Annotated in this window: 25 protein-coding genes; 13 read left to right on the forward strand and 12 right to left on the reverse strand. The window is 71.8% G+C overall.

The window, feature by feature from the left end; translation table 11 throughout:
• Window positions 1-74: 74 nt before the first annotated feature.
• The 3 genes from H3H34_RS05855 to H3H34_RS05865 are packed head-to-tail and all read left to right on the forward strand — an operon-like array spanning window position 75 to window position 1,734.
• A complete protein-coding gene (locus tag H3H34_RS05855; RefSeq protein WP_194744348.1) occupies window positions 75-560 on the forward strand; it encodes a peroxiredoxin in 486 nt (161 codons plus the stop codon).
• 12 nt (window positions 561-572) lie between these two features.
• Window positions 573-1,292 (forward strand): dienelactone hydrolase family protein, encoded by a 720-nt coding sequence (locus tag H3H34_RS05860; protein ID WP_194744349.1) that lies wholly within the window; start codon window positions 573-575, stop codon window positions 1,290-1,292.
• Window positions 1,293-1,341: 49 nt separating this feature from the next.
• Entirely contained in the window at window positions 1,342-1,734 is a 393-nt protein-coding gene (locus H3H34_RS05865) for an HNH endonuclease (protein WP_194744350.1), read from the forward strand.
• Between the two features lie 37 nt (window positions 1,735-1,771).
• On the opposite strand, the gene dapD is transcribed toward H3H34_RS05865, so the two are convergent.
• Together dapD and H3H34_RS05875 are read right to left on the reverse strand one after the other, a co-directional pair.
• Complete coding sequence (dapD, locus tag H3H34_RS05870) at window positions 1,772-2,590, reverse strand: 2,3,4,5-tetrahydropyridine-2,6-dicarboxylate N-succinyltransferase (protein WP_194744351.1); 819 nt, start codon at window positions 2,588-2,590, stop codon at window positions 1,772-1,774.
• Window positions 2,587-3,282, reverse strand: a complete 696-nt coding sequence (locus H3H34_RS05875) for a pyrimidine 5'-nucleotidase (RefSeq protein WP_194744352.1) — start codon at window positions 3,280-3,282, stop codon at window positions 2,587-2,589. The genes dapD and H3H34_RS05875 overlap by 4 nt, the downstream gene beginning before the upstream one ends.
• 38 nt (window positions 3,283-3,320) lie before the next feature.
• On the opposite strand from H3H34_RS05875, the gene H3H34_RS05880 reads away from it, so the two are divergent.
• From H3H34_RS05880 to H3H34_RS05895, 4 genes are all read left to right on the forward strand, one after another.
• Window positions 3,321-5,573: a S8 family serine peptidase gene (locus H3H34_RS05880; protein WP_194744353.1), complete on the forward strand. Its 2,253-nt coding sequence runs from the start codon at window positions 3,321-3,323 to the stop codon at window positions 5,571-5,573.
• 110 nt (window positions 5,574-5,683) lie between these two features.
• Window positions 5,684-7,147: a replicative DNA helicase gene (locus H3H34_RS05885; protein ID WP_194744354.1), complete on the forward strand. Its 1,464-nt coding sequence runs from the start codon at window positions 5,684-5,686 to the stop codon at window positions 7,145-7,147.
• Between the two features lie 36 nt (window positions 7,148-7,183).
• On the forward strand, window positions 7,184-8,200 hold the full coding sequence (locus H3H34_RS05890; protein WP_194744355.1) for a threonine aldolase family protein: 1,017 nt from the start codon (window positions 7,184-7,186) through the stop codon (window positions 8,198-8,200).
• A gap of 22 nt (window positions 8,201-8,222) precedes the next feature.
• On the forward strand, window positions 8,223-9,122 hold the full coding sequence (locus H3H34_RS05895; protein ID WP_328831390.1) for a DMT family transporter: 900 nt from the start codon (window positions 8,223-8,225) through the stop codon (window positions 9,120-9,122).
• Here the strand turns inward: H3H34_RS05895 and H3H34_RS05900 are convergent.
• The 7 genes from H3H34_RS05900 to H3H34_RS05930 form a co-directional block, all read right to left on the reverse strand.
• A complete protein-coding gene (locus H3H34_RS05900) occupies window positions 9,113-9,577 on the reverse strand; it encodes a flavin reductase family protein (protein ID WP_194744356.1) in 465 nt (154 codons plus the stop codon). The genes H3H34_RS05895 and H3H34_RS05900 overlap by 10 nt on opposite strands.
• 79 nt (window positions 9,578-9,656) lie before the next feature.
• On the reverse strand, window positions 9,657-10,463 hold the full coding sequence (locus H3H34_RS05905) for an enoyl-CoA hydratase-related protein (RefSeq protein WP_194744357.1): 807 nt from the start codon (window positions 10,461-10,463) through the stop codon (window positions 9,657-9,659).
• Between the two features lie 78 nt (window positions 10,464-10,541).
• A complete protein-coding gene (locus H3H34_RS05910; protein ID WP_194744358.1) occupies window positions 10,542-11,975 on the reverse strand; it encodes a DEAD/DEAH box helicase in 1,434 nt (477 codons plus the stop codon).
• Window positions 11,976-12,075: 100 nt separating this feature from the next.
• Window positions 12,076-14,958, reverse strand: coding sequence for a TonB-dependent receptor (locus tag H3H34_RS05915; RefSeq protein ID WP_194744359.1), 2,883 nt, complete (start codon window positions 14,956-14,958; stop codon window positions 12,076-12,078).
• Window positions 14,959-15,222: 264 nt separating this feature from the next.
• Window positions 15,223-15,642: a hypothetical protein gene (locus H3H34_RS05920; protein ID WP_194744360.1), complete on the reverse strand. Its 420-nt coding sequence runs from the start codon at window positions 15,640-15,642 to the stop codon at window positions 15,223-15,225.
• 70 nt (window positions 15,643-15,712) lie between these two features.
• Entirely contained in the window at window positions 15,713-16,546 is an 834-nt protein-coding gene (locus H3H34_RS05925; protein ID WP_194744361.1) for a class I SAM-dependent methyltransferase, read from the reverse strand.
• 263 nt (window positions 16,547-16,809) lie between these two features.
• Window positions 16,810-17,517, reverse strand: coding sequence for an SIMPL domain-containing protein (locus H3H34_RS05930; RefSeq protein ID WP_194744362.1), 708 nt, complete (start codon window positions 17,515-17,517; stop codon window positions 16,810-16,812).
• 63 nt (window positions 17,518-17,580) lie between these two features.
• On the opposite strand from H3H34_RS05930, the gene H3H34_RS05935 reads away from it, so the two are divergent.
• The 6 genes from H3H34_RS05935 to H3H34_RS05960 all read left to right on the forward strand — a co-directional run bounded on the left by H3H34_RS05935 (window position 17,581) and on the right by H3H34_RS05960 (window position 21,635).
• A complete protein-coding gene (locus H3H34_RS05935) occupies window positions 17,581-18,039 on the forward strand; it encodes an acyl-CoA thioesterase (protein ID WP_194744363.1) in 459 nt (152 codons plus the stop codon).
• The gene (locus H3H34_RS05940) at window positions 18,036-18,452 is read left to right on the forward strand and encodes a VOC family protein (RefSeq protein WP_194744364.1); all 417 of its coding nucleotides are present in this window, start codon (window positions 18,036-18,038) and stop codon (window positions 18,450-18,452) included. Before H3H34_RS05935 ends, H3H34_RS05940 begins: the two co-directional genes overlap by 4 nt.
• A gap of 1 nt (window position 18,453) precedes the next feature.
• Entirely contained in the window at window positions 18,454-19,188 is a 735-nt protein-coding gene (gene gloB / locus H3H34_RS05945; RefSeq protein ID WP_194744365.1) for a hydroxyacylglutathione hydrolase, read from the forward strand.
• The gene (locus tag H3H34_RS05950; protein WP_194744366.1) at window positions 19,178-19,585 is read left to right on the forward strand and encodes a DUF6491 family protein; all 408 of its coding nucleotides are present in this window, start codon (window positions 19,178-19,180) and stop codon (window positions 19,583-19,585) included. Before gloB ends, H3H34_RS05950 begins: the two co-directional genes overlap by 11 nt.
• A gap of 86 nt (window positions 19,586-19,671) precedes the next feature.
• Window positions 19,672-21,045, forward strand: coding sequence for a glutamate--tRNA ligase (gene gltX / locus H3H34_RS05955; RefSeq protein ID WP_194744367.1), 1,374 nt, complete (start codon window positions 19,672-19,674; stop codon window positions 21,043-21,045).
• 125 nt (window positions 21,046-21,170) lie between these two features.
• A complete protein-coding gene (locus H3H34_RS05960) occupies window positions 21,171-21,635 on the forward strand; it encodes a fasciclin domain-containing protein (protein WP_235945541.1) in 465 nt (154 codons plus the stop codon).
• Between the two features lie 48 nt (window positions 21,636-21,683).
• On the opposite strand, the gene H3H34_RS05965 is transcribed toward H3H34_RS05960, so the two are convergent.
• The 3 genes from H3H34_RS05965 to purH form a co-directional block, all read right to left on the reverse strand.
• The gene (locus H3H34_RS05965; protein ID WP_194744369.1) at window positions 21,684-22,466 is read right to left on the reverse strand and encodes an SDR family NAD(P)-dependent oxidoreductase; all 783 of its coding nucleotides are present in this window, start codon (window positions 22,464-22,466) and stop codon (window positions 21,684-21,686) included.
• Window positions 22,467-22,546: 80 nt separating this feature from the next.
• The gene (locus H3H34_RS05970) at window positions 22,547-23,455 is read right to left on the reverse strand and encodes a DMT family transporter (RefSeq protein WP_194751874.1); all 909 of its coding nucleotides are present in this window, start codon (window positions 23,453-23,455) and stop codon (window positions 22,547-22,549) included.
• A 4-nt stretch (window positions 23,456-23,459) separates the two neighbouring features.
• The gene (gene purH / locus H3H34_RS05975) at window positions 23,460-25,037 is read right to left on the reverse strand and encodes a bifunctional phosphoribosylaminoimidazolecarboxamide formyltransferase/IMP cyclohydrolase (RefSeq protein WP_194744371.1); all 1,578 of its coding nucleotides are present in this window, start codon (window positions 25,035-25,037) and stop codon (window positions 23,460-23,462) included.
• Window positions 25,038-25,097: the final 60 nt, after the last annotated feature.

A 25,097-nucleotide genomic window follows, 5' to 3' on the forward strand; every position in this document is an offset into this window, starting at 1 on the left:
GCCTGAACAGGTGGCACGCGCGGCTGCGCTCGGGCATAGGCCGGTGGCCCGATGGCACGGAGGAGATTCGGCAGATGACGATCCAGAAAGGGGACAGGGTCCCCAGCGCCACCCTCATGACGATGACCGAGGCCGGCCCGCAGCCGGTCGAGACCGACAAGCTGTTCGCCGGCCGCACCGTCGCCCTGTTTGCCGTGCCCGGCGCCTACACGCCGACCTGCTCGGCCAAGCACCTGCCCGGCTTCATCGAGAAGGCGGACGAGCTCAGGGCGAAGGGCGTCGACGAGATCGTCTGTCTCGCCGTCAACGACGTGTTCGTGATGGGCGCCTGGGGCAAGGCCGCCGGGGCCGACGGCAAGGTGACCATGCTGGCCGACGGCAACGGCGACTTCACGAAGGCGCTCGGCCTCGAAATGGATGCCTCGCGCTTCGGCATGGGCCTGCGCTCGCAGCGCTTCTCGATGCTGGTGAAGGACGGGATCGTGACCGAGCTCAACATCGAGGAGCCGGGAGCCTTCAAGGTCTCCTCGGCCGAATTCCTCGTGGGACAGCTCGGCTGAGGGAGGCAGACGATGGTGACCGTGACCGATCTCGAATATCATGACGGTGAGACCCGCTGCCTCGGCGTCCTCGCCGTGCCCGACGGCGCCGGGCCCTTCCCTGGCGTGGTCGCCGTCCACGAGGCGTGGGGCCTCGGCCAGCAGGTGCAGCGGCGGGTGCGGATGCTGGCCGAGCTCGGCTATGTCGCGCTTGCCGCCGACATCTTCGGCGAGCGGCACATTCCGGCAGCTCCGCCGGAAGCCTTCGAGATCATCGGCAAGTGGCTCGCCGACCGGGCGGCGCTTCGCGCCCGCGCGGGCGCGGCGGTTGCCGCGCTCAAGGCGCATGCCGCCTGCGACGGCCGGATTGCCGCCATCGGCTACTGCTTCGGCGGCTCGACCGTGCTCGAGCTCGCTCGTGGCGGCAACCCGGACGTGAAGGGGGTCGTCTCCTTCCACGGCGCGCTCGACACGCCGATGAAGGCGGAAGCCGGCAAGGTGACGGCGAAGATCCTGGTGTGCCATGGTGCGGAGGATCCGCTGGTCCCCCACGAGCAGCTGAACGGCTTCCTGGCCGAGATGGCGGCTGCGGGTGCCGACTGCCAGACGATCTGCTACACGGGCGCCATGCACAGCTTCACGAACCCGGAAGCCAATGGCCAGCTCATCCCCGGCGTCATCTATCACGAGCGGACCGACCGCCGCTCGTGGCAGGCGATGCAGGACTTCTTCGCCCGCGAGGTCTTCGCCTGAGCCTCGCGCCTCGCCCGCGCGACTGGCCCTCGGGGTCAGCCGCGCGGCAATGGCTGCCGTTCTTCTCGATGCCGAGCAGCATGCGCCGCTCCGCGCTGCCGCGAAGCGGGAGGCGGAGATGGAGGCCGCCTGGGCGGCGCGCCATGCCGCCACGCTTCCCATGCTCGAGCAGCGGCGGCGCTGGCTGGTCGCGCTGCGCAAGGCCCAGGGCGAGCGCTGCGCCTACTGCGGCTGCACCTTCGAGGCCGGCACCGACCGGCGCGCAACGATCGACCATGTGGTGGCGCTCGCCCGCGGCGGGCCGGACACGCGCGAGAACTGCGTCGCCGCCTGCCAGCGCTGCAACACGCTGAAGCGCGACATGGACGCGGAGGTCTTCCGCCGCTGGCGCCCCTGGCTTGCGGGCGAGACGCGCGAGCCGCCGCCGCGGCTGCCCCCCTGAGACGAAGTCTGGCCCGGCTTCCGCGCGCCCGGCCCGGTCAGTCGCGAAGCAGCTCGTTGATGCCGGTCTTGCTGCGGGTCTGCGCGTCCACCCGCTTGACGATCACCGCGCAGGCGAGGCCCGGGCCACCCGCCGGGTCCGGAAGCGTGCCCGGCACCACCACCGCATAGGGCGGCACCTCGCCGCGCGTGACCGCGCCCGTCGCCCGGTCGACGATCTTGGTCGAGGCACCGAGGAACACCCCCATCGCGATCACCGCGCCCTCGCGGACGATGACGCCTTCGGCCACTTCCGAGCGGGCGCCGATGAAGACGCCATCCTCGATGATGACGGGCGCGGCCTGCAGCGGCTCGAGCACTCCGCCGATGCCCACGCCGCCCGAGATGTGGCAGTTGGCGCCCACCTGCGCGCAGCTGCCCACCGTCGCCCAGGTGTCCACCATCGTGCCCTCGCCGACACGCGCACCGATGTTGACGAAGCTCGGCATGAGGACCGCGCCCGGCGCGACGAAGGCCCCGCGCCGCACCACCGCGCCCGGCACCATCCGGAAGCCAGCTTCCGCAAAGCGGGCCTCGTTCCAGCCCGCGGTCTTGAGCGGCACCTTGTCATAGGCCGGGGCCGGGCCGCCCGAGACCACTGCGTTCCCCTCGAGCCGGAAGGAGAGGAGCACCGCTTTCTTCACCCACTCGTGGACCACCCAGCCGCCGTCGCGCGGCTCGGCGACGCGGAGCGTGCCCGAATCGAGCGCGTCGAGCACTGCCTCGACGGCCGCGCGCGCAGGGCCGCGCGTCTCGGGCGTGAGGTGCGCGCGCTCCTCCCACGCCGCCGCGATGGCCTGCTCGAGCGCCTCCGTCATGCCGCAAGCTCCGCGAGGAAGTGGGCGAGATCATGTGTCTCGAAGTCGACGAACGCGGGCGAATGGCCGTGCGCCCCCCGCTCGGACCCGTTGTTGACCCAGAGCGTCGTCATGCCGCGGGCCTTGGCCGGCATCAGGTTGTGGGCCATGTCCTCGGCGAAGAAGCAGCGCTCGGGCACGAGTCCGAAGCGCGCCACGAGACCGTCGTAGGCGCGCGCGTCGGGCTTGGGGTGATAGGCCATGGCGTGGATGTCGTGGATGGCCTCGAAGCAGTCGAGGATGCCGAGCGCCGAGAGCACCCGTTCGGCATAGGGGAGGTCGCCATTGGTGAAGACAAAGCGCCGCCCCGGCAGGGCCTTCAGCGACGCGGCCAGAGCCGGGTCGGGCGCCAGCACCGAGACGTCGATGTCGTGGACGTAGGCGAGAAAGTCGTGCGGGTCGACGCCGTGACTCAACATCAGCCCCCTCAAGGTCGTTCCATGTTCGTGGAAGTAGCGCTTCTGGACCGCCCGAGCCCCCTCCCGGTCAAGCCCGAGAAGGCGCCCGACATAGGCCTCCATCTTCCGGTCGATCTGGGCGAACAGGTTGACGGACGCCGGATAGAGGGTGTTGTCCATGTCGAAGAGCCAGCTCTCCACATGGGCGAGCGCCGCGCGGGGGTCGGTGCGGAGGCCGGGCGCGGGTCCGTGCATGCGGGCCCTTTGGCAGGCGGACGCGAGGGAGTGAAGCCATGACCGACCGCGGCAGGACGAGGCGGATGCTGGCGCTGCTGCTGGCGGGCAGTGCGCTTGCCGCCTGCGCATCGGGCGGGGGTTCTCCGCCCCCGGTCGCGCCGGCAGCGGTCCCTCCGCCGCCGCCCCCGCCCCCGGCCCCGACTCCTGCGAACAGCCTCGACACGCCCGAGTACCGCCGCACGGGAACAGCGACGGGCGCGAACGTGCTCCCCGTCTGGGCGGCCGGCCACGAGGGCCGCGGGGTGACCGTCGGCCTCGTCGACACCGGAATCGCGCTCGACAGCCCCGAGTTCGCCGGCCGGATCGCGCCCCAGAGCCGCGACGTGACTGGTGCCGGCCGCAGCATCCGCGACGACGACGGCCACGGCACCGCCGTCGCCGCGGTGATCGCCGCCGCCCGCAACGACCGCGCGATCGTCGGCATCGCCCCGCAGGCGACGATCGCCATGATGCGCGGCGACCGCGCCGGAAGCTGCTCGACCGAAGCCGGCTGCGGCTTCACCGACAGCTCGCTTGCCGCCGGCATCAATGCGGCCGTCGATGCGGGCGCCAAGGTGCTCAACATCTCGCTCGGCGGCTCCTCCGGATCCTCGGCCGTGCGCGCCGCCTGGGCACGCGCGACGGGGAATGGCACCATCCTCGTCATCGGCGCTGGCAATGATTCGGCAGCCGAGATCGACCCCCTGCCCCGCTCGGCGCTCGCCGCCGCCAACCCGGCGCTCGTCATCGTCGTCGGCGCGGCGACGGCTGCCGGCGAGATCGCGAGCTTCTCGAACCGCGCGGGCGCCGCCCAGAACAACTATGTCCTGGCGCCCGGCGCGGCCGTCCGCAGCTTCGACCATACCGGCCAGGAATTCCTCTACTCCGGCACCTCGCTCGCCGCCCCGGTCGTGGCAGGGGCGGCCGCGCTCCTTGCCGGCGCCTTCCCCAACCTCTCAGCCGCCCAGATCGTCGAGCTCCTGCTCATCACCGCCGATGACCGCGGGGCACCCGGAATCGACCCGGTGACCGGCCGCGGCCTTCTCAACATCGGCCGCGCCTTCCAGCCGCAGGGCCCGACCACACTCGCCGGGAGCCGCACCCCCGTCTCGCTGACCGCAAACGGCAGCCCTGGCCCGGCGCTCGGCACGAGCTTCGGCACCGCGCTCGGCCAGATCATGGTGGAGGACGGCTACGGCCGGCCCTACACGCTCGACATCGGCGCGACGCTTGCACCCTCTTCCCCCGCGCGACTCGGCGCCGCGCTTCTCGAAAGCCCGGCCGCGGCCGCCTCGGCGTCCCTCTCCGTCGGGGCGGCGACGCTCGCGCTCACCGGCACCGCCCGCCGCCACCTGCCCGGCCTTCCCCCCGGCGCCGACCCGGATGCAGGTCTCGGCCTTGCCCACCGCGGCCTGGGGCCCTTCTCGGCCGCCGCGCGCGCCCGCCTGGCCGATGCGGGCCTCACACTCGCCGCCGGCCCCCTCCGGCTTGCCGCCGGCAGCGGGATCGCGGCACCACCGCTCCCGGGCGAAGGGGCCGTCCCCGCGCTGGTGGCCACCGATGCGCTTGGCCTCTCGCCGGCACAAGGGATGCTGCGCGAGCGCCTCGTTGCCGAAACCCGGGTCGGCCCGCTGTCGCTCGCCCTCGGGCGGACCCGCAGCGTCCAGCCCGGCCGGCGGCCCGGCGAACCGGCCGGCGGAGACGCCAACACCACGCGCACGAGCCTCGCGCTCGCGGCAGAGCGGGGCGCCGTCGAGGTCGCGGTCCAGCTCGCCACCGAAACGGAGGAGGGTGGCCTTCTCGGCAGCCGCCTCGGGCCTGCCTTCGGCATTGCCGGTGCCGAGGGCCGCGTCCTCGGCGGCGCCGTCGCGGTCGATCTCGCCCGCATCGGGCTTGGCCCCGTCGCGCTGCGACTCGCCGCCAGCCGCGGCTGGCACGCGCTCCGGGTCTCGGGTGCCGGGCTCGTCGATGAGGCGTCCGGCCTCGGCTCCTCCGCCTGGTCGGCCGGGCTCGAGGCCCCGCTGGGCCCGGGCCGGCTCGCGCTCGCGGCCGCCGCGCCGCAGCGGCTCGACCGCGGCACGCTTCGCATCAGGCCGGCGCCGGGCGACTCGCGGCTGGTCCTGCTCGGCGGGGGTGCCCGCGAGCTGGCGGTCGAGGGCAGCTACGCGTTCGGGCCGCTCGCCCTCTCGCTCTTCCACCGGGCGCACGCCGGGCACCAGGAGGGCCTCGCCGACACCGGCGCAGCGCTCCGGTTCCGCCTCGGCTTCTGAGCCTGTCCCCAGCCCGTCCCCACGCCATCCCCCACTCTGCCCCCAGCGGACTTGCGCAATCGTCCGGTCCCGGCTTGCGTCCGCTTGCCCATGCGCGCGAGAGAGCGGCCATGGCCACCCTCCTCCGCCTGCCTGACGAGACGGCGCCCGCGGGGCCCCGCCAGCCTCTCAACATCGACGCTGAGAAGGCCCTGCTCGGCGCCCTTCTCGTCGAGAACCGGCTGCTCGAGGAGCTCGGCGTGCCGCTCGGCGAGGACCATTTCGCCGAGCCGCTCCACGGCCGGATCTTCGCGCGCATCCGCAGCCTCGTCGACCAGAACATGCTGGCAAGCCCGGTCACGCTGGCCCCGCTGTTCGCGAACGACCCGGCGCTTGCCGAGCTCGGCGGCCAGGCCTATCTCGCAAGCCTTGCCGAGGATCCCGCCGTCGTCCTCCTCGCCCGGGACTGTGCGCGGCAGGTGCATGATCTTGCGCTGCTGCGCGCCCTCATCCGCCTCGGCACCGAGATGGTCAACCGCGCCTGCGACACGTCGGAGGCCATCGCGCCGCGGGAGCAGATCGAGGCAGCGGAAGCGGACCTGTTCCGGATCGCGGATGCGGGCGACATCTCGGGCGGCGCCCAGTCCTTTGCCCAGGCCGCGACCCGCGCGGTCGACATGGTTGCGCGCGCGAAGCGCTCGGGCGGAAGCATCTCGGGCGTCACCACCGGCTTCTCCGGCCTTAACCGCACGCTCGGCGGCCTCCAGCGCTCCGACCTCGTGATCCTCGCCGGCCGGCCGGCCATGGGGAAGACGGCGCTCGCCACCAACATCGCCTTCAACGCCGCCTGGCGCCGCGCGCTCGACGAGGAGGAAGGCCGCAACTCGGGCACTGGAGCAGCCGTCGCCTTCTTCAGCCTCGAGATGTCGGCCGACCAGCTCGCCGCCCGCATCCTCGCCCAGCGCGCCGAGCTCAACAGCGAGCGCCTCCGGAAGGGCGAGATCGCCCAGGAGGAGTTCAACCGCCTGGCCCGCGCGGCCGAGGAGCTCCAGCACCTGCCCCTCTTCATCGACGACACGCCGGCGCTGACGGTCGCGGCGCTGCGCACCCGTGCGCGGCGCCTCAAGCGCCAGCACAAGATCGGCCTCATCGTCGTCGACTATCTCCAGCTGCTCCAGGGCACCTCGCGCCAGGCCGACGGCAGCCGGGTGATGGAGGTGAGCGAGATCACCCGGGGCCTGAAGACGCTGGCGAAGGAGCTCGACGTGCCGGTGCTCGCCCTCTCCCAGCTCTCGCGGCAGGTGGAGGCCCGGCCCGACAAGCGCCCGCAGCTTGCCGACCTGCGCGAGTCGGGCACGATCGAGCAGGACGCCGACATCGTCCTCTTCGTCTTCCGCGAGGAATATTACCACGCCCAGAAGCGCCCGTCGGACCCTGCCTCCGACGAGTTCCGCCGCTGGCAGGAGGAGGAGTATCGGCTGCGCGGGCTGGCCGAAGTCATCGTCGGCAAGAACCGTCACGGCGCCACCCGCATCATCGACATGGTGTTCATGAGCGAGTTCGCGAGCTTCGGCGACGCCGCCGACGAGACCTGAGCTTCCCTTCCGCCCCCCGCCTGCTACCCGGCCGCCATGGACTTCTTCTCCGACAACGCCGCGGGCGTTCACCCGGCCGTCGCGCGCGCCTTCGCCGAGGCGGCGCCGGCCGTGCCCGCCGCCTATGATTCCGACCCCTGGTCGGCCCGGCTCGATGCCGCCTTCTCGGCCCTGTTCGAAGCCCCCGTGCGGGTCTTTCCCGTCCCCTCCGGCACCGCCGCCAACGCGCTCGGCCTTGCCGCCATGGTGCCGCCCTGGGGCGGGATCCTCGCCCATGCCGAAGCCCACATCGAGGTGGACGAGGCCGGCGCCGTCCCCTTCTTCACCCACGGCGCCTCGCACATCCTGGTGGCCGGACGTGCCGGGAAGCTCGATGTCGCCGGGCTCGAGGCCGCGCTCGCCCGCCGCCGCGGCGACGTGCACCAGGTCCAGCCGGCCGCGCTCACGCTCACCAACGCCACCGAGGCCGGCACCGTCTATACGCCCGCCGAGGTAGCGGACCTCGCCGGCTTCGCCAGGGCGCGCGGCCTTCGGGTCCACATGGATGGCGCGCGCTTCGCCAATGCCGTCGCCCGGCTCGGCTGCGCCCCCGCCGATCTCAGCTGGCGGGCAGGCGTGGAGGTGCTGAGCTTCGGCTGCATCAAGAACGGCGGCGGCACGAGCGAGGCCATCGTCTGCTTCGCCGCGGACCTCGCCGAGACGCTGCCGGTCCGCCGCAAGCGGGCCGGCATGATGCCATCGAAGGGCCGGCTCGCTGCGGCACAGCTCCTCGCCCACCTCGAGGGGGGCCTGTGGCTCGAGACCGCGCGCCGCGCCAACGCGCTTGCCGACCGGCTCGCTGCGGCCGCGGGCGCGCGCCTCCTCTGGCCGGTCGAGGCCAACAGCCTGTTCCTGCGCCTCGCGCCGGCGGAGAAGGCCGCGCTGCGTGCTGCAGGCTTCGGCTTCTACGACTGGGAGCTCGCCGGCCCCGAGGCCGTGCGCCTCGTCGTCCGCTGGGACCAGGACGAGGCGGCGGTCGCGGCACTCGCCGCGGCGCTTGCCGCGCTCGGCTGACCGGCTCCGGCTGCTGCCGCCCGTGCCCGACCGCCGCGCCGCGCTCCAGTTCCTCGCCGTCGTCCTCGTCTGGGGGACGACCTGGATCGTCATCAAGGACCAGCTGGCAGCCGTTCCCGTCAGCTGGTCGGTGGCCTACCGGTTCGCCATCGGCGGCGCGGCGCTCCTCCTCTGGTCGAGGCTCCGGGGCCTGCCGGTGGCCGTGCCGCGCGCGTCCCTTCCCTTCCTCGCGGCGCTGGGCCTCATGCAGTTCGTCCTCAACTTCAACCTCGTCTACCGCTCGGAGCTCCACATCCCCTCGGGCATCCCGGCGGTCGCCTTCGCCCTCCTCATGGTGCCGAACGCCCTGCTTGCGCGGCTCTTCCTCGGCCGCCGCGTCTCCCCCCGCTTTCTCCTCGGCTCGGCGCTCGGCATCGTCGGCGTCGGCCTCCTCTTCGCCCGCGAACTTGCCCTGCCCGCCGGGGATGGCGACGCACGCCTCGGGCTCCTCCTCGTGGGCGGTGCGGTGCTCTCCGCCTCGGTCGCCAACGTCATGCAGGCAAGCCCGGCCGCCACCCGCTTCCCGCCGCTCGCAGGTCTCGGCTGGGCCATGCTGATGGGCGCCGGGGTCGACGCGGTCTTCGCGCTTGCAACCGTCGGCCCGCCTGCCTGGGACCCGCGGCCAAGCTACGCCGCCGGCCTGCTGTTCCTTGCCCTGGCGGCAAGCGCGCTCGCCTTCGGCCTCTACTTCGACCTCATCCGCCGGATCGGCCCCGCCGAGGCCGCCTGGACCGGCGTGCCCATTCCGGTCCTCGCCATGGCCATCTCGACCGCGCTCGAAGGCTACCGCTGGACTCCGCTCGCCGCGCTCGGCGCCGCACTCGCGCTCGCCGGGCTGGTCATCGCGCTCGCAAGCCCGCCGCCGCGCACGGCTCAGGCGTAGCGGCCGCGCAGGTACATGAGGGGCGCGCGCTCGGGCGCGGCGCGGAAGCTCTCGATGAGGCCGACCAGCACCACATGGTCCCCGGCAGGCCAGTCGTGCGCGAGCGCGCAGGCGAAGTTGGCCGCCGCGCCCTCGAGCAGCGGCACGCCCGACTCGGCCTCGACCCAGGCGCCTTCCGCGAACCGGTCCACCCCGCGCCGGGCGAAGCGCTCGGCAAGCGCCCGCTGGTCGCCTGCGAGCACCGAGACTCCGAAGCGCCCGGTCTCGCGGATGGCGGGAAGGCTCGAGACGCCCGCCGCCGGGCAGACGAGCAGCATCGGCGGGTCGAGGCTGACCGAGGCGAAGCTGTTCGCAGTGAAGCCGAAGCGCCGTCCTCGTGCATCGACCGCGGTCACGATGGTGACGCCGGTTGCAAAGCAGCCGAAGGCATCCCGGAGCGCGCGATGATCCGCCATTGGCGCCTGAAAGCGGCCCGCGCGGCCAAAGGCAAGCCGGGCGGGCCGGCTACGGCCGGCGCGCCCCGGCGCCGATAGCCTAGCGGCCCGAGAAGCTGGCCGGCCGCTTCTGGAGAAAGGCCATCACCCCTTCAGCGAAGTCGGCGGTGCGGCCGGCCTCGAGCTGGTTGCGCCGCTCGACCATCAGCGCCTCGGTCAGCGTCTTGTCCATGCAGTCGCGAATGCCGGTGCGGATGAGGGCAAGCGCGCGGGTGGGCCCTTTCGCGAGCTTGCGTGCGATTTCGGTTGCCCGCGGCATGAGCTCGGCATCGTCCACGACTTCCGAGACCATGCCCCATTCGTAGGCCTGCTCGGCCGGGATCCGCTCGCCCAGCATCATCATCCGCGTCGCCCGCGCGCGGCCCACCATGCGCGGCAGCATCCAGGTGGAGCCCACGTCGGGAACGAGCCCGATGTTGACGAAGGCCTGGAGGAAATAGGCGGAGCGCGCTGCCACGATGATGTCGCCGGCAAGCGCATAGGAGCAGCCGGCCCCGGCCGCCGCGCCGTTGACGGCGGTCACGAACGGCACGGGGAGCGCAAAGAGCCGCTCGAGGAGCACGTTGAAGTGGGTCTCGAGCACGGCGCCTGCATCCACCGGGCCGGAGCGCCCCCCGCCCCCGCCGCCGGCACTGCCGCCGGCCAGGTCAGCGCCCGAGGAGAAACCACGGCCGGCGCCGGTCAGGAGGAGGCAGCGTGCCGAGGACTGGCCGTCGCGGATCTGGTCTACCGCGCGGATCATCTCGGCAATCACCCCGGTGTGGAGCGCGTTCAGCCGGTCGGGCCGGTTGATAGTGAGCGTGGCGACCCCGTCCTCCTCGCTCCAGAGGATGTGCTCGAACTCCATGCGGTCTCCCCTTGGCCCGGTTGCGCCGCGCGGCTTAGGGCGGCAGCAGCCCGCCTTCACCCGGCAAAAGCGGCAGCCTCAGCGCCGTGCCGAGACAAGGAGGAAGGCGGGCACGTCGTCCCCGAAGCCGTGGGCGGCCTCCGGCTCGGCGGCACGGGGCTCCGAGGCGGGTGCGGCAGGGGCCGGGCGCGTGCCGCCCGCAGCGCGCTTCGCTTCGCTGCCGCGCCGCCTGCCGCGGCCGCCGTCACGCGCTGCGGCAGATCCGGCTTCTCCCTCTTGCGCCTTCTCGCTCTTCCTCCCCTTCCCGGCGCGCCCGCGGCCCTTTGCCTTGACCGGCGGAGCCTCCGCCCCCGCGTCGCCGCCGCGCGCCTCGTCTCCTTCGGCACCGGCGCGGCCCTCCCCCTCGCCCATGCGCGGGATCTTCAGGCCGGTCAGCTTCTCGATCGCGGCGACGGCCTCGGCGTCCTCGGGCGTCGCCAGCGTGATGGCCGTGCCGGTGGCGCCGGCCCGCCCGGTTCGCCCGATGCGGTGGACATAGTCGTCCGGGTGCCAGGGCACGTCGAAGTTGAACACGTGGGACACGCCCTTGATGTCGAGCCCGCGCGCGGCGACGTCGGAGGCAACGAGCACGTCGATCTCGCCGGCGCGGAAGCGCTCGAGCTCGCGGATCCGGTCGGCCTGCTCCATGTCGCCGTGGATCTGGCCGGCGCGGAAGCGCGCCCGCTTCAGCTCGCCGGCAAGCTCCCTCACCGTCGTCTTGCGGTTGCAGAAGACGATCGCCGTCTGCACCTCCGGCGCCCTGAGGAGGCGGATCAGCGTCGCGCGCTTGTCGCGAGAGGCAACCGGCACGAGCTTCTGGGTGATGTCGGCGTTGGTCGTGGCCGGCCGCGCCACTTCCACGAGCTTCGGGCTCGTCATGAACCGGTCGGCCAGCGTCTTCACCGGCCCCGGCATGGTCGCCGAGAAGAGGAGCGTCTGCCGCTCGGGCCGGAGCAGGGCGCAGATCCGCTCGACATCGGGGATGAAGCCCATGTCGAGCATCCGATCGGCCTCGTCGATGACGAGCACTTCCACGCCCGAGAGCAGCACCTTGCCGCGCTGGTGCTGGTCGAGCAGGCGCCCCGGAGTCGCGATCAGCACGTCCACCCCCTTCTCGAGCGCCCGGTCCTGGTCGCCGAAGGCGACCCCGCCGATGAGAAGCGCCATCGAGAGCTTGTGATGCTTGCCGTACTTCTCGAAATTCTCGGCCACCTGCGCGGCGAGCTCGCGCGTCGGCTCGAGGATGAGCGAGCGCGGCATGCGCGCCCGGGCCCGGCCTTCGGCAAGGATGTCGATCATCGGCAGCACGAAGCTTGCCGTCTTGCCGGTCCCGGTCTGGGCGACGCCAATCAAGTCCTTGGCCATGAGGATCTGGGGGATGGCGGCGGCCTGGATGGCGGTCGGCTCGGTATAGCCGGCCTCGGCTACGGCGCGGAGAAGGGGCTCGGAAAGATGCAGGTCGGAGAAGGGCAAGGGCAACGCCTTCGCGGGAACGCGTCCGCCTCTAGCGCCGGTTTCATCGAAGCGAAAGGCCGGGCAGCAGGATGCTGCCCGGCCCGGCCCTCGCCGAACGCTAGAAGTTGAAGCCGACCGCGATGCCGTAGCGCCGGGGCTCCAGCGTGAAGACGTTCGTGAAGAGCCCCGAAGAAGGGTCGGTCACATACTGGCCGGTGATGGCGTCGCTGTTGAACGCGTTCTGAAGGAAGCCGCGGATGAACCAGCGGTCGTTGGGCGCGTTGAACTGGATATTCGCCGAAAGGATGTCGTAGGAGGGCACCCGGTCGATCGGCAGGTTGAACGTGCGCGAATAGATCTCGTCGGTGAAGCTGTAGTCGGCGCGGATCACTGCGTTCCAGCCCGAGCTGCCCAGCGGCAGCGTATACTGCGCCCCCAGGATGACCTTGAACTCGGGCGAGTTCGGCAGCTCGTTGCCGTCGAGGCGCACGGGAACGCCGGCCGGGAGCGTGCGGTTTGCGCCCTCGGTCACCACCGGAATCCCGGCACCGAGCGCGGCATCGCGCAGCGCGTTGCACAGCGAGAAGGCGCCCGTCGTGTTGGTCGCCGGCACCGGCACTGGCGGCCTGAGGCCGACGGCCGCGTTGAACCCGGCGACGAAGGCGTTGGCCAGCCCCGGGTTGCCCGGCACCTGGAAGACGCAGTTGGCGCCACCGGCCAGATCCTTGATGATGACGGCGTCGTTGCGCCCGCCCGAGGGATCGCGCACGTCGACGAGGCTCAGCTCCTTCACCTTGGTGTGCAGCCAGGAGACGCTCACGTTGAACAGCCAGCGCGGGGTGGGCGCCACGATGAACTCGCCCTCGATCCCGTAGATGGTGGCATCGGTGTTGTCGTTGAAGCTGGTGCGGTTGATGATCCGCGAAAGCTGCAGGCCCTTGTAGTCGTAGTAGAAGCCGGTGAGGTTGGCGCGCAGCTGGCCGTTGCGGAAGGTGTTCTTGGTGCCGATCTCGAAGGCGTTGATGAACTCGGGCTGGAAGGTGGCGGGTGCCGTGAACAGGGTCGGGTCAAATGGCGGGTTGATACCGCCCGACTTGTAGCCGCGCGAATAGCTGAAGTAGACGAGCGTGTCGTCGGTGAAGCTCGTCGTCGGCTTCCAGTCGATGACCGCCCGGCCGGTCACCGCGTCGAACTTCGCCGAGGCCTCGCGGAAGGGCTGCGGCCCGGGCCGCGACGGGTCGGCATCATAGGCCGCCCGGAAGATCGGAGTCTCGGTGAAGTCCGGCGTGCCGTAGGGTACCGGCAGGTTGTAGAGGAAGGCCCTGTCGCGGACGAACTTGTCGTCGTTCGAGTAGCGCACACCGCCGGTGAAGCGCAGGTTGTCGGTCACGTCGAAATAGACTTCGCCGAAGATGCCGTAGGCCTTCAGGCGATAGGTGTCGGTCTCGGAGTTGAAGAAGGGCGAGGCCAGCCCCGAGGTCGGGCCGCCGTTCGCTGCGCCGAGCACGATCGCGCCATAGTCGAGGCTCGACGAGTTCACGAAATAGTCCGAGCCCGCCTTGTTGCGGATGTAGATGCCGCCCAGCAGGAAGTTGATGCGGCCATCGAACTTCGATTCGACGATCGCCTCGCCGACCCACGCCTCGGCGTGGGTGCGGCTGCTGTCGAAGTTGGTGTCGTTCGCAGCACAGCGCTCGATCTCGTTGTTGATGAAGCCGACATAGCGGCGGTTCGGCGACGAGACGCATATGGTGTTGCCCTGGAACAGCCGCGCCGCCCCTGCCGCGAACAGCGGGAAGTTCCGGAGCGCGAAGATGCCGCCACCAGGCGCGAAGTTGAACGGGTTGCCGGCAATGAGGTTGTAGTCGGTCTCGGACTGGTGGCGGCCCTTCACCCAGGCGCCGGAGAGGTTCAGGGTAAAGCTGTCGCCCAGTTCCTGGCGCGCCTTCAGCTGGACCCAGGTCGATTCCGAATGCCAGCGCGGCTCGAAGTCGATGTTCACCACGCGCAGGTCGCGCGGGTTGACCACGCCGAAGTGGTTGTCCGGCCCGTAGACCGAGGCGATGCCGAAGGGCGCGAGCGCTCCGCCCGAGATGGCGCCGAAGAACTCGCGGCTGCTGATGGTGCCGCCGAGCGTGCCGTTGGCGTTGACGCTCTCATATTCCAGCCGGTCGGGAAGGCAGCCGAGCACGCCGGTCGGGTCGCGGTGGCAGAGCTGCTTCTGGATCCGCGAGCGGTTGGAATCATCCTCGAAGCGCTGGGCGATGATGTCAACCGTGGTGCGCTCCGAGGGCTCCCACCTGAGCGTGCCGCGGATCGAGAACTGGTCGCGGCCGTCGATCCGGTTGCCAGTGAAGATGTTCTCGGTGAAGCCGTCGCGCTTCAGGAAGTTGCCGGCGAAGCGCAGGCCGATGGTGTCGCCCACCGGCACGTTGACCATCGCCTCGGCACGGATCGAATCGTAATTGCCATACTCAAGGAGACCGCGCGCCTGAAACTCGCGTAACACGGGGCGGGCGGTCACGGTGTTGAGCACACCCGAGGTGGCGTTGCGGCCGAACAGCGTGCCCTGCGGCCCGCGCAGCACCTCGATCCGCTCGATGTCGTAGAACTCGGCCTCGAACAGGTTGGGACCGATCGGGATCTCGTTGATGTGGATGCCGAGCGAGGTATCGCCCGAGGTCGCGACGGCGGCATCGCCGACGCCGCGGATGGTGATGTTGACCGTGCCGCTGAAGTTCCCCTTGGTGAAGGCGACGTTGGGCAGCGAGAGCTGGAGATCCTGGGCCGCGTTGATCTGCTGGCGCTCGATCAGCTCGCTCGAGAAGGCCGTGATCGCGATCGGCACGTCCTGCAGGCTCTGCGCCTGGCGCTGGGCGGTCACGATGATCTCGCCGATGCCGGTGGTCTCCGCCACCTGTGCCTGGCCGGCCGCAGCCGCCGCCAGCGCCGTGCCCGCAAGAAGCCGCGCTGCTGCCCTGGTGCCCCACCGTCCGTTCATGATCCCTCTCCCTCGCCTCGCGGCCGACCGTTCGGCCGAAGCCCTCCCGGGAAGGCATGGCGGGCGCAACGGACACTGCCGGCGCCGTTCGCAGCGCAGAAACTCCCACCGCGTCCCTCCCCAGGGCACACGCGGTACCAAAACAGCCTCCTGCGCGCTTGTCCAGCCGCTGCTCGAGACCAGGCCCGGCAGGGCAGCGCAGCCGGTCAGCTGTTGCCCATTCGCCACAGGACAGGCTTGGCGGCGCCGTCCCGCCGCCCGAGGTCAGCGGGGCGGCCGCGCGGGCCGCATCGGCGCGATCGCGGAGATCTCGCAGGCAGCACCGCTGCGGCCCTGCAGCCGGTCGCGCGAGGCGCACAGCCGGCCCTCGTCGTCGGCGCGGAAATAGAAGCCGCCATAGTAGCCGAGGTGCGGGCACGGCCGCCCGAAGGTCAGCTGGAAGTGCTGACCCTTGCGGTCGATGAGCTCGAGCGTCTTCGGGTCGATGACGATGGCGCCCGCGATCGCGGTCGCGTCGATGCAGGCCCGCTTCGACGGCTTGCCGGCAACCCAGGCGTCTGTCGTGCTCGCGGGCGAAAGCGGCTGCACCGGCACGCCGACGATCTGCCCGGCCGCGGGAAGCCCCGCGACTGCGACAGACGCCGCCAGCGAGCGGATGCAGGCGGACGAACGGCAGATGGACACGGCCCGAGGGCGTCGCGCCAACGGCTTGAACGACGACTGAACCCGCCGCCGCGAACGGTCCGGAAAGGACCTAGCGAGCCGGCTTCTCGAACAGGAGCGTCATCCGGTCGCTCTCGCCAATGGCCAGATACTTCTCCCGGTCCTGGTCCTTGAGCGCGAGCGTCGGCGGAAGGGTCCACACGCCGTTCGGCCAGTCGGCCGTGTCCTTCGGGTTGGCGTTGATCTCGGAGCGGCCCACGAGGCGGAATCCGGCGGCCTCGGCAAGCGCGATCACCTGGCTTTCCTTCACATAGCCCCCCTGGTTGGCCCCGGGCAGGTTCGGTCGGTCCTCGCGCTGCCGGTGCTGCTCGACGCCCAGCCGGCCGCCCGGCTTCAGCACCGTGTAGAAGGCGCGGAACGCCTCATCCGCCGTGCCGTTCCCGAGAAGCCCGTGGATCGAGCGGAAGGTAACCACGAGGTCGACGCTGTTGGGCGCCGCCATCGAGGCCATGATGCCGGGGCCAAAGTTCACAACGTTCACCTGGCCGAAGATGTCGCGGTTTGAGAAGCGCTCGACGAAGGCGGCGCGCGCCTTCGCGGCCGCCGGGGAAACGGTCGGGTTGTTGAACGCGGCGATGTACTGCCCGCGGCCCTTGAGAGCAGGGGCCAGGATCTCGGTGTACCAGCCGCCGCCGGGCGCGATCTCCACGACCGTCATGTCGGGCCGGAAACCGAAGAAGAGCAGCGTCTCCTTCGGGTGGCGATACTGGTCGCGCGCCCGGTTCGCCTCGGAGCGCCAGGGCCCGGCGATGGCAGCATCGAGCGCGGCCGCCGCCTCGGCCTCGGTCGCCCGCCTCGCTTGCGCAGGCGCGGCGAGGACGGCAGGGGCCGCCAGCGCGGCGGCAAGGAGAAGGGTGCGAACCATGAGCAGCTCCGAAGACTGGACCGCGCGCTCCTTAGGCGGCCGGGCCGCCCGCTCCAAGCCCTGAGGGAGGGACAGCTGGCGCTCGACCCGCTGCTGGCCGCGGTCACTGGCCTCGCGGGGGCGGCCACCCTCGGCTGCGCTCTCGCCGATCGCCGGCGGACCATCGGCCCGCTCGCGTTCCTTCCCTGGGACTACCTGATGATCGCCTCGGGCCTCGTCTTCTTCGTGGCGCTCGCCCGCCTTCTCGCAGGCCTCGCCTCCCCCTAGTCCTCGAGGCGGAACTCGACGGTCGTCACCACGCGAACCTTCTGGTTCGGCGTGTCGGTCCCGGGCCCAGGGTCGCCGTCGCGCCCGGTGATGGTGAAGAGCCCCTGGGTTGCCGTGCGGATGCCGCCCACCTTCGCGCCCGAATCGGCGGCGAACTGGTCGGCCGCCTCGCGCGCAGCCTTCGTCGCCTCGGCGATCATCTCCGGCTTGATGTCGTTGAGCTTGGTGAAGCTGTAGGTGAGCTGACCCCCGTCGCCATCGAGCGCCACGCCGGCGCGGATGATGTCGGCCTGCGCCGCGAACGCCCGCTCCATCCTGGCAACATCGGTGGTGCGCGCCTGGAAGCGCTGGCGGATGGTGATGTTCATCACGCCGCGCTGGCCATCATACCACTGGTTGACGCCCGCGCCCCGTGCCGCGATCTCGGCCGGGGCAAACCCTTGGGCGGCAAGGAAGGCCTTCAGGGTCTCGGCGTCGCGGTCGGCCCGCGCCTGCACTTCGGCGAGGTCCGTCCCGGCAGCCTGCGTCACCAGGGTCCAGGTGGCAAGGTCCGCCTCTACGTCGCGTTCGGCAACACCGCGCACCGTGACTCCTGCCGCCGGCTCCCGCACCCGCCCCAAGCCGCTGCCGATGAAGAGACCGGCCGCGGCGAGGCCGACGCCCACCAGCGCGCCGGCAATCAGCGTCTCGCGCCCGCCCGCCATGCCCGCCTCCCTCGCCGGTCGCCTGCCGCTCGCCCTGCGCCCGACGGCAGCCTAAGACAAGCCATGCCGCGCGCCGACTTCCGATTCGCCTTCCGCCGCCGCGTCCGCTACGCCGAGGTCGACGCCCAGGGCGTCGTCTACTTCGCCCGCTACCTCGAATGGGCCGACGTCGGCGTCGTCGAATACTGGCGGCGAGCGGGCATCTTCGAGCGGACCGCGATCAGCGGCGGCGAGGCCGAGTTCCACGTCGTCCGCGCCGAGGTGGACTATCGGGCCCCCATGCTTCTTGATGAGGAGGTGGACATCTGCGTGGCCGCCGGCCGGATCGGCCGCACCTCGGCCGAGTTCCTCTGCGAGCTCCATGGCCTTGCGAACGGCGAGGGCAATGACGATCTTCGCGCAGCGATCCGCCAGGTCCAGGTGCATGTGGCAGAGGCCCGCGGTCGCCCGGCGCCGGTGCCGGAGTGGATCACCGCCGCGGTCGAGGCGCTCGAGGGCCGGCGGCTCAAGGAGGGCGCATGAAGTATCTCCACACCATGCTCCGCGTCTCCGACCCGGAGGAGACCATCCGCTTCTTCGAGATCCTCGGCCTGAAGGAGCTTCGCCGCTACGACAATGAGGCCGGGCGCTTCACCCTCATCTTCCTCGCCGTCCCCGGCAACGAGGACGCCCAGATCGAGCTCACCCACAACTGGGACGAGAAGGGCTACACCGGCGGCCGCAACTTCGGCCACGTGGCCTACGCCGTCGACGACATCTACGAGGTCTGCGACCGGCTCGCGGCCGCCGGCATCACCATCAACCGCCCGCCGCGCGACGGCCGCATGGCCTTCGTGAAGACGCCCGACGGAATCTCGATCGAGCTTCTCCAGGCAGGCCGGCCGCTGCCGCCGCGCGAGCCCTGGGCCTCTGCCCCCAACATCGGAACCTGGTGACATGGCCGCCGGCACCCTCCCCGAGGTGCTCCGCGTGCCCGTGCTTGCCGACAACTACGTCTGGCTGTTCGTCTACGCGCCAGGGCGCTGCGCCGTCGTCGACCCCGCCGTTGCCGGGCCCGTCCTCGACGCGGCAGCCGATGCCGGGCTTGCCATCACCCACATCCTCAACACCCACTGGCACCCCGACCATGTCGGCGGCAATGCCGAGATCAAGGCCGCGACCGGCTGCACCGTCATCGGGCCCGCGCGCGAGGCCGAGCGCATCCCCGGCCTCGACCGCGCCGTCGACGAGGGTGACACGGTGACGCTCGGCGCCCACGAGGGACAGGTGCTCTTCGTCGGCGCCCACACCGCCGGGCACGTCGCCTACCATTTCCCCTCCGCGAAGGCGCTCTTCTGCGGCGACACGCTGTTCGCCATGGGCTGCGGCCGGCTGTTCGAGGGCACGGCCGAAGACATGTTCAGGGCACTCGGCAAGCTGAAGGCCCTCCCCGCCGATACCCGCGTCTTCTGCGCCCACGAATACACGCTCGCCAACGCCCGCTTCGCCATCACCGTCGAGCCCGACAACGCCGCCCTCCGCGCCCGTTTCGCCGCCGTTCAGGAGGCCCGTGCGAGGAATGAACCTACGGTTCCGTTCACGCTCGCCGAGGAGCTGGCCACCAACCCCTTCGTCCGCGCGGCGGACGTGGCGGAACTGGGGGCCCGGAGGAGAGCCAAGGATGCGTTCTGAACCCCTTGTGCTTGCGCTGGCACTGGCCCTCGCCGGACCGGCCGGGGCGGTCGACCGTGCCGCCGAGCGCGCTGCCGAATCCGCGCGCGTCGCCGCACTCCCCGAGACCGATCCACCGCGGCGCTGCATGCTGCTCCGCAATATCCAGGAAACCCGCCTCATCGACCAGAAGACGCTCCTCGTCCGCGAGAGCGCGTCGCGCTGGTTCCGCGTCACCCTCCCCGAGCCGTGCCCGGCCATCGGCGACAACCGCATTGCCGTGTGGCGCGTGCCCACGGGCCAGGTCTGCGCCGGAGACCCGTTCGACTTGGTCGACCCCATCGGCAGCATCAGCTACGGCTTCTGCACGCTGGGCGCCTTCCAGCCGGTGGACAACGGCCGCCTCGCCTCCCGCTGACGGCGGGCGCGAGGCGATGGGCACGGCCCGCGCGGCGCGCGCTTCCGCTTGACAGCAGCTCGCCCCCGGCCCTTGGAGCCTCGCCCATGGCCTCCGCCCCCGCTCCGGCCCCCGCTGCTCCGGCCGCTGCCCCCGCTCGCGCACCCGTCGTCACCCGCTTCGCGCCCTCGCCCACCGGCCGGCTCCACGTCGGCAACATCCGCACCGCCCTCCTCAACTGGCTGACGGCCCGGAAGCTCGGCGGGCGGTTCCTGCTCCGCCTCGACGACACCGACGCCGCCCGCTCGACCGAGGCCTTCGCGGCCAGCATTCGCGAGGATCTCGCCTGGCTCGGCCTCCACCCGGATGGCGAGGTCCGCCAGTCGGACAGGCTCGCGCGCTATGCCGAGGTGCTGGAAGCGCTCGCCGCGGCAGGCCACGCCTACCCTGCCTACGAGACGCCCGAGGAACTGGAACTCAAGCGCAAGGTCCAGCTCGCCCAGGGGCTCCCGCCCGTCTACGACCGCGCCGCGCTGGCCCTGACCGCAGCGGACCGCGCCCGGCTCGAGGCCGAAGGCCGCCGGCCCCACTGGCGCTTCCGCCTCTCCCCCGATCTTCCCCACCGCTGGGACGATCTCGTCCGCGGCCCCTCCCACATCGACCCGGCCTCGCTCTCCGACCCCGTCATCCGCCGCGCCGACGGCAGCTGGCTCTACATGCTCCCTTCCGTCGTCGACGACATCGACATGGGGGTGACCCACGTGCTCCGCGGCGAGGACCATGTGACGAACACGGGAATCCAGCTGCAGATGTTCGCGGCCCTCGGGCATCCGCCGCCGGCCTTCGGCCATGCGCCGCTCCTGACCGGCACCGAGGGCAAGCTCTCGAAGCGCCTCGGCTCGATCGGCGTTGCGGAGTTCCGCGCGGCCGGCATCGAGCCGCTTGCAGTCAAGGCGCTGCTTGCCCGGCTCGGCACCAGCCTCCCCGTCGAGCCGGTCACGTCCGATGAACCGCTCATCGAGACCTTCGACCTCTCCCACCTCGGCCGTGCCCACCCCCGCTTCGACGAGGCCGAGCTTCTCGCGCTCAACGCGAAGATCCTCCACGCCCTGCCCCACGCCGCGGTCGCCGGCCGCGTGCCGCTCTCCGAGGCGGAGTGGCTTGCCGTCCGCGGCAATCTCCGAACCCTTGCCGAAGCGGCGGAGTGGAAGGCGGTCATCGACGGGCCGGTCGCCGCGCCGCCCCAGCCGGAGGAGGCTGCCTACCTCGCCGAGGCGGCACGCCTTCTTGAGACGCTCGAGATGGGCCCCGAGACCTGGGGCGCGCTCACCGCCGCGCTTGCCGAGCGCACCGGCCGCAAGGGGAAGAGCCTCTTCCTGCCGCTGCGCCTCGCGCTCACCGGCCGCGCCTCCGGGCCGGACATGGCCGCGCTCCTCCCGCTGATCGGCAAACACGAGGCGCTCGCCCGGCTGCGCGCCTGAGGGGCGGCAGCCTGTCGCGCCTCCCGATTGCGCGAGGTCGCATCCCGGCGCGGCGACCCGAACTCGCAGGTCCGGCGGCCACTCCGGCCGCCCTGCCCAGGAGGTACCTGATGAAGACCCTGCTCATGGCGGCAACTGCCGCCGCCCTCGCCCTTGCTGCAACCGCCGGCCGTGCTGCCGACATCGTCGAGACTGCCGTCGCCGCCGGCCAGTTCAAGACGCTCGCTGCGGCCCTCGGCGCGGCCGGCCTCGTCGACACGCTGAAGGGCCCCGGCCCCTTCACCGTCTTCGCCCCCACCGACGACGCCTTCGCGAAGCTTCCGGCCGGCACCGTCGAGACCCTGCTCAAGCCCGAGAACAGGGCGCAGCTGACGGCGATCCTCACCTACCACGTGGTGCCCGGCCAGACGATGTCCTCCGCGCTCGCCGGCAAGACCCTCGAGGTCGCAACCGTCAATGGCGCGAAGGTCAGGATCGACGGCACGAACGGAGTCAAGGTCAACGAGGCGACGGTGACCGCGCCCGACATCGCCGCGTCGAACGGGGTCATCCACGTGATCGACACCGTCATCCTGCCGCCGGCCCGCTAGGCGGCATGGCCCGGCCGGACCGCGTCCGGCCGGGCGTCGACGGAAGGCTCAGCGCGGGCTCATGCGGATGGCGCCGTCGAGACGCACGTCCTCGCCGTTGAAGTAGCTGTTGCGGCACATCTCAAGCGCGAGGCTTGCATATTCCTCGGGCCGGCCCAGCCGCTTCGGGAAGGGCACCTGCGCTGCGAGCGCGGCCTTCACGTTCTCCGGCGCGCCCTGGAGCAGCGGCGTGTCGAAGATGCCGGGCAGGATGGTGTTCACCCGGATGCCCTCGCTCGAGAGGTCCCGCGCGATCGGGAGCGTCATGCCCACCACACCGCCCTTCGAGGCCGAATAGGCCGCCTGGCCGATCTGACCGTCCTCGGCAGCGACGCTCGCGGTGTTTATGATGACGCCGCGCTCGCCGAAGTCGTTGAGGGGCGGGAGCGTCATCATGCCGGCGGCAGACTTCGCGATGCAGCGGAAGGTGCCGACGAGGTTGATCTGGATGATGAGGTTGAAGGCCTCGAGCGGGAAGTGGCGGATCTCGCCCGTCTGCTTGTCGCGGAAGGCGGTCTTGATGGCGTTGCCCGTGCCCGCGCAGTTGACGAGGATCCGCTCCTGGCCGAGGGCCGCGCGCGCCTTCGCGAACCCGGCGTCGACCGAGGCCTCGTCGGTCACGTTGACCTGACAGAAGACGCCGCCCACCTCGGCGGCCACGGCCTCGCCCTTCTCGGCGTTCAGGTCGAAGATGGCGACCTTCACGCCTTCCTTCGCCAGCGCCCGCGCGGTTGCTGCGCCAAGGCCCGACGCCCCGCCCGTCACCACTGCCGTCAACCCCTGGAGTTCCATTCTGCAGTCTCCCTTGCTTCCAGTGCCATGAGCCCTAGGCGCGGCCCGGCGCCCCTGCCCCTCCCGAGCTTGGGAGGGCCTCAGGTGTCGGGCGAGCCGCTCGGCCGCGCGGAAATCCGCGCCAGCCGCTCGCGAAGCGCAATGAAGACGGTCGAGCCGAGGATGATCGCCCCGCCGGCAAGCGTCAGCGCATCGTAACGCTCGCCGAAGAGGAGGATACCGGCCAGCGTGATGAGCCCGAAGCGCACGAAGTCGAAGGGCATGACCGCCCCTGCCTCGGCGGCGGCGAAGGCGCGCGAGAGGGCGAGCTGGCCGGCCGCCGCGCAGGCGCCAAGCGACACGAGAATCGGCCACAGCCGCGCCTCCGGCCACGGGCCGAAGGGGATGGCGACGAGAAAGGAGACCGGCAGCATCAGCACGAACGACCAGGCGGCGACCGCGCGCGGGTCGTCGGTGCCGGTGAGCGCCTTGATGGCCACCAGCGAGAAGGCGGTGGCGAGCGCCGAGACGACGGCGGCCCAGAGGCCGGCGGTCATCTCGGTCGCGCCGGGGCGCAGCACCAGGAGCATGCCGGCAAAGCCCAGGAGGAGCGCCGCCGAGCGCCACAGCCGGATCCGCTCGCCGAGGAAGAGCACGGCACCCACGGTCGCGAACAGCGGCGCCGTGTAGTTGATGGCAAGCACGGTCGCGAGCGGCGCGTTCGCAACCGCATAGAAGGTGGCGTAGGTGGCAACGAGCCCCGAGGTCGCGCGGCGGACATGGGCGGGCGCGCGGGCGGGCCGCAGCAGGCCGGGCGTCGCGAGCAGCATGGGCAGAAGCCAGAGCAGCCCCATGAGGTTGCGCCAGAAGACGATCGCAAAGGGGTGCATCGCCTCGGAGGCGAGGCGGATGAAGACCCAGAGCCCGGCGAAGGCGACGCAGGCGACGACCATCCACGCCGGCCCGACAAGGCCGGAAGGCAGAAGGCCGGGTGCCCGCAGCCGGTCCACGGCCTCAGTGGGCGAAGTGGCGCAGGCCGGTGAAGACCATGGCAAGCCCGCGCGCGTCGGCCGCTTCGATGACCTCGGCATCGCGCACCGAGCCGCCGGGCTGGATGACGGCGGTCGCACCGGCCTCGGCGACGGCGACAAGGCCGTCGGCGAAGGGGAAGAAGGCGTCCGACGCGACGACGCTCCCCAGCGTGCGCGGCTGGGGCCAGCCGGCAGCAGCGGCCGCCTCCTCGGCCTTGCGGGCGGCAATCCGCGCCGAGTCGAGCCGGCTCATCTGCCCCGCGCCGATCCCCGCGGTCGCCCCGTCCTTCGCGTAGACGATGGCGTTCGACTTCACGTGCTTCGCCACCGTCCAGGCGAAGCGGAGGTCGGCGAGTTCGGCCGCGGTCGGCGCCCGCTTCGTCACCACCCGAAGCTCGTCCAGCAGCCGGTCATCGCGGGTCTGGGCAAGGTAGCCGCCGGAGATGCTGCGGAGCAGGAGCCCGGGCCGGGCCGGGTCGGGGAGGGGCAGCAGGAGAAGCCGGAGGTTGGCGCGCTTCGCCAAGACGCCGCGGGCTTCGGCGTCGGCTTCGGGCGCGATGACCACCTCGGTGAACAGCTCCGTGATCGCCCGCGCTGTCGCGCCATCAAGCGGCCGGTTGACGGCGATGATCCCGCCAAAGGCCGAGACGGGGTCTGAGGCGCGCGCCGCCCGCAGCGCCTCCTCGAGGGTGGCCGCGGTCGCGACGCCACAGGGGTTCGCGTGCTTGACGATGGCCGCCGTCGGGCCCGCGTCGCGGAACTCCGCCACCAGCGCGAGCGCCCCCTCGGCATCGTTCAGGTTGTTGTAGGAGAGTTCCTTGCCCTGCACCGGTGCGGCGCGCGCGAGGCCGCCCTCCTCGCCCGGCGCGGCATAGACGGCGGCCGACTGGTGCGGGTTCTCGCCGTAGCGGAGCCTCGACACCAGCCGGGCCGCGAGCGGCAGCACCTCGGGGAAGGCCTCTCTCTCGCCGGCCGCAAACCACGCCGCGATCGCCGCATCATAGGCGGCGGTCAGGCGGAAGGCCTTCGCCGCCAGCCGCCGCCGCGTCGCGAGCCCAAGCGCCCCGGCATGCGCGGAAAGCTCGGCGACGAGCGCGGGGTAGTCGGCCGGGTCGGTCACCACGGCCACGAATTCATGGTTCTTGGCCGCCGAGCGCAGCATGGCCGGGCCGCCGATGTCGATGGTCTCGATCACCTCGGGCGCGGGCGCCCCGCGGGCAACGGTTGCCTCGAACGGGTAGAGGTTGACGACGAGGAGGTCGATCGGGGCGATCCCGTGCGCGGCCGCCGCGGCCTCGTGCGCCCGGTTGCCGCGCAGCGCGAGAAGGCCGCCGTGGACGGCCGGGTGGAGCGTCTTGACCCGGCCGTCCATCATCTCGGGAAAGCCGGTGAGCTCGGCCACGTCGCGGACAGCAAGCCCCGCGTCGCGGAGGGCGGTCGCGGTGCCTCCGGTCGAGACGAGCTCGATGCCATGGCCGGCGAGCGCCCGGGCCAGTTCGACGAGGCCGGTCTTGTCGGAAACGGAGAGAAGCGCGCGGCGCACGCGCACAAGGTCGGTCATGGGGGCCCCCGGCATTCGCGAGAGGCGTTCCACCTGCCGCAGCCGGCCGGCGGCGGCAAG

The sequence above is a fragment of the Thermaurantiacus tibetensis genome (assembly GCF_015354055.1).
GTDB lineage: Bacteria > Pseudomonadota > Alphaproteobacteria > Sphingomonadales > Sphingomonadaceae > Thermaurantiacus > Thermaurantiacus tibetensis.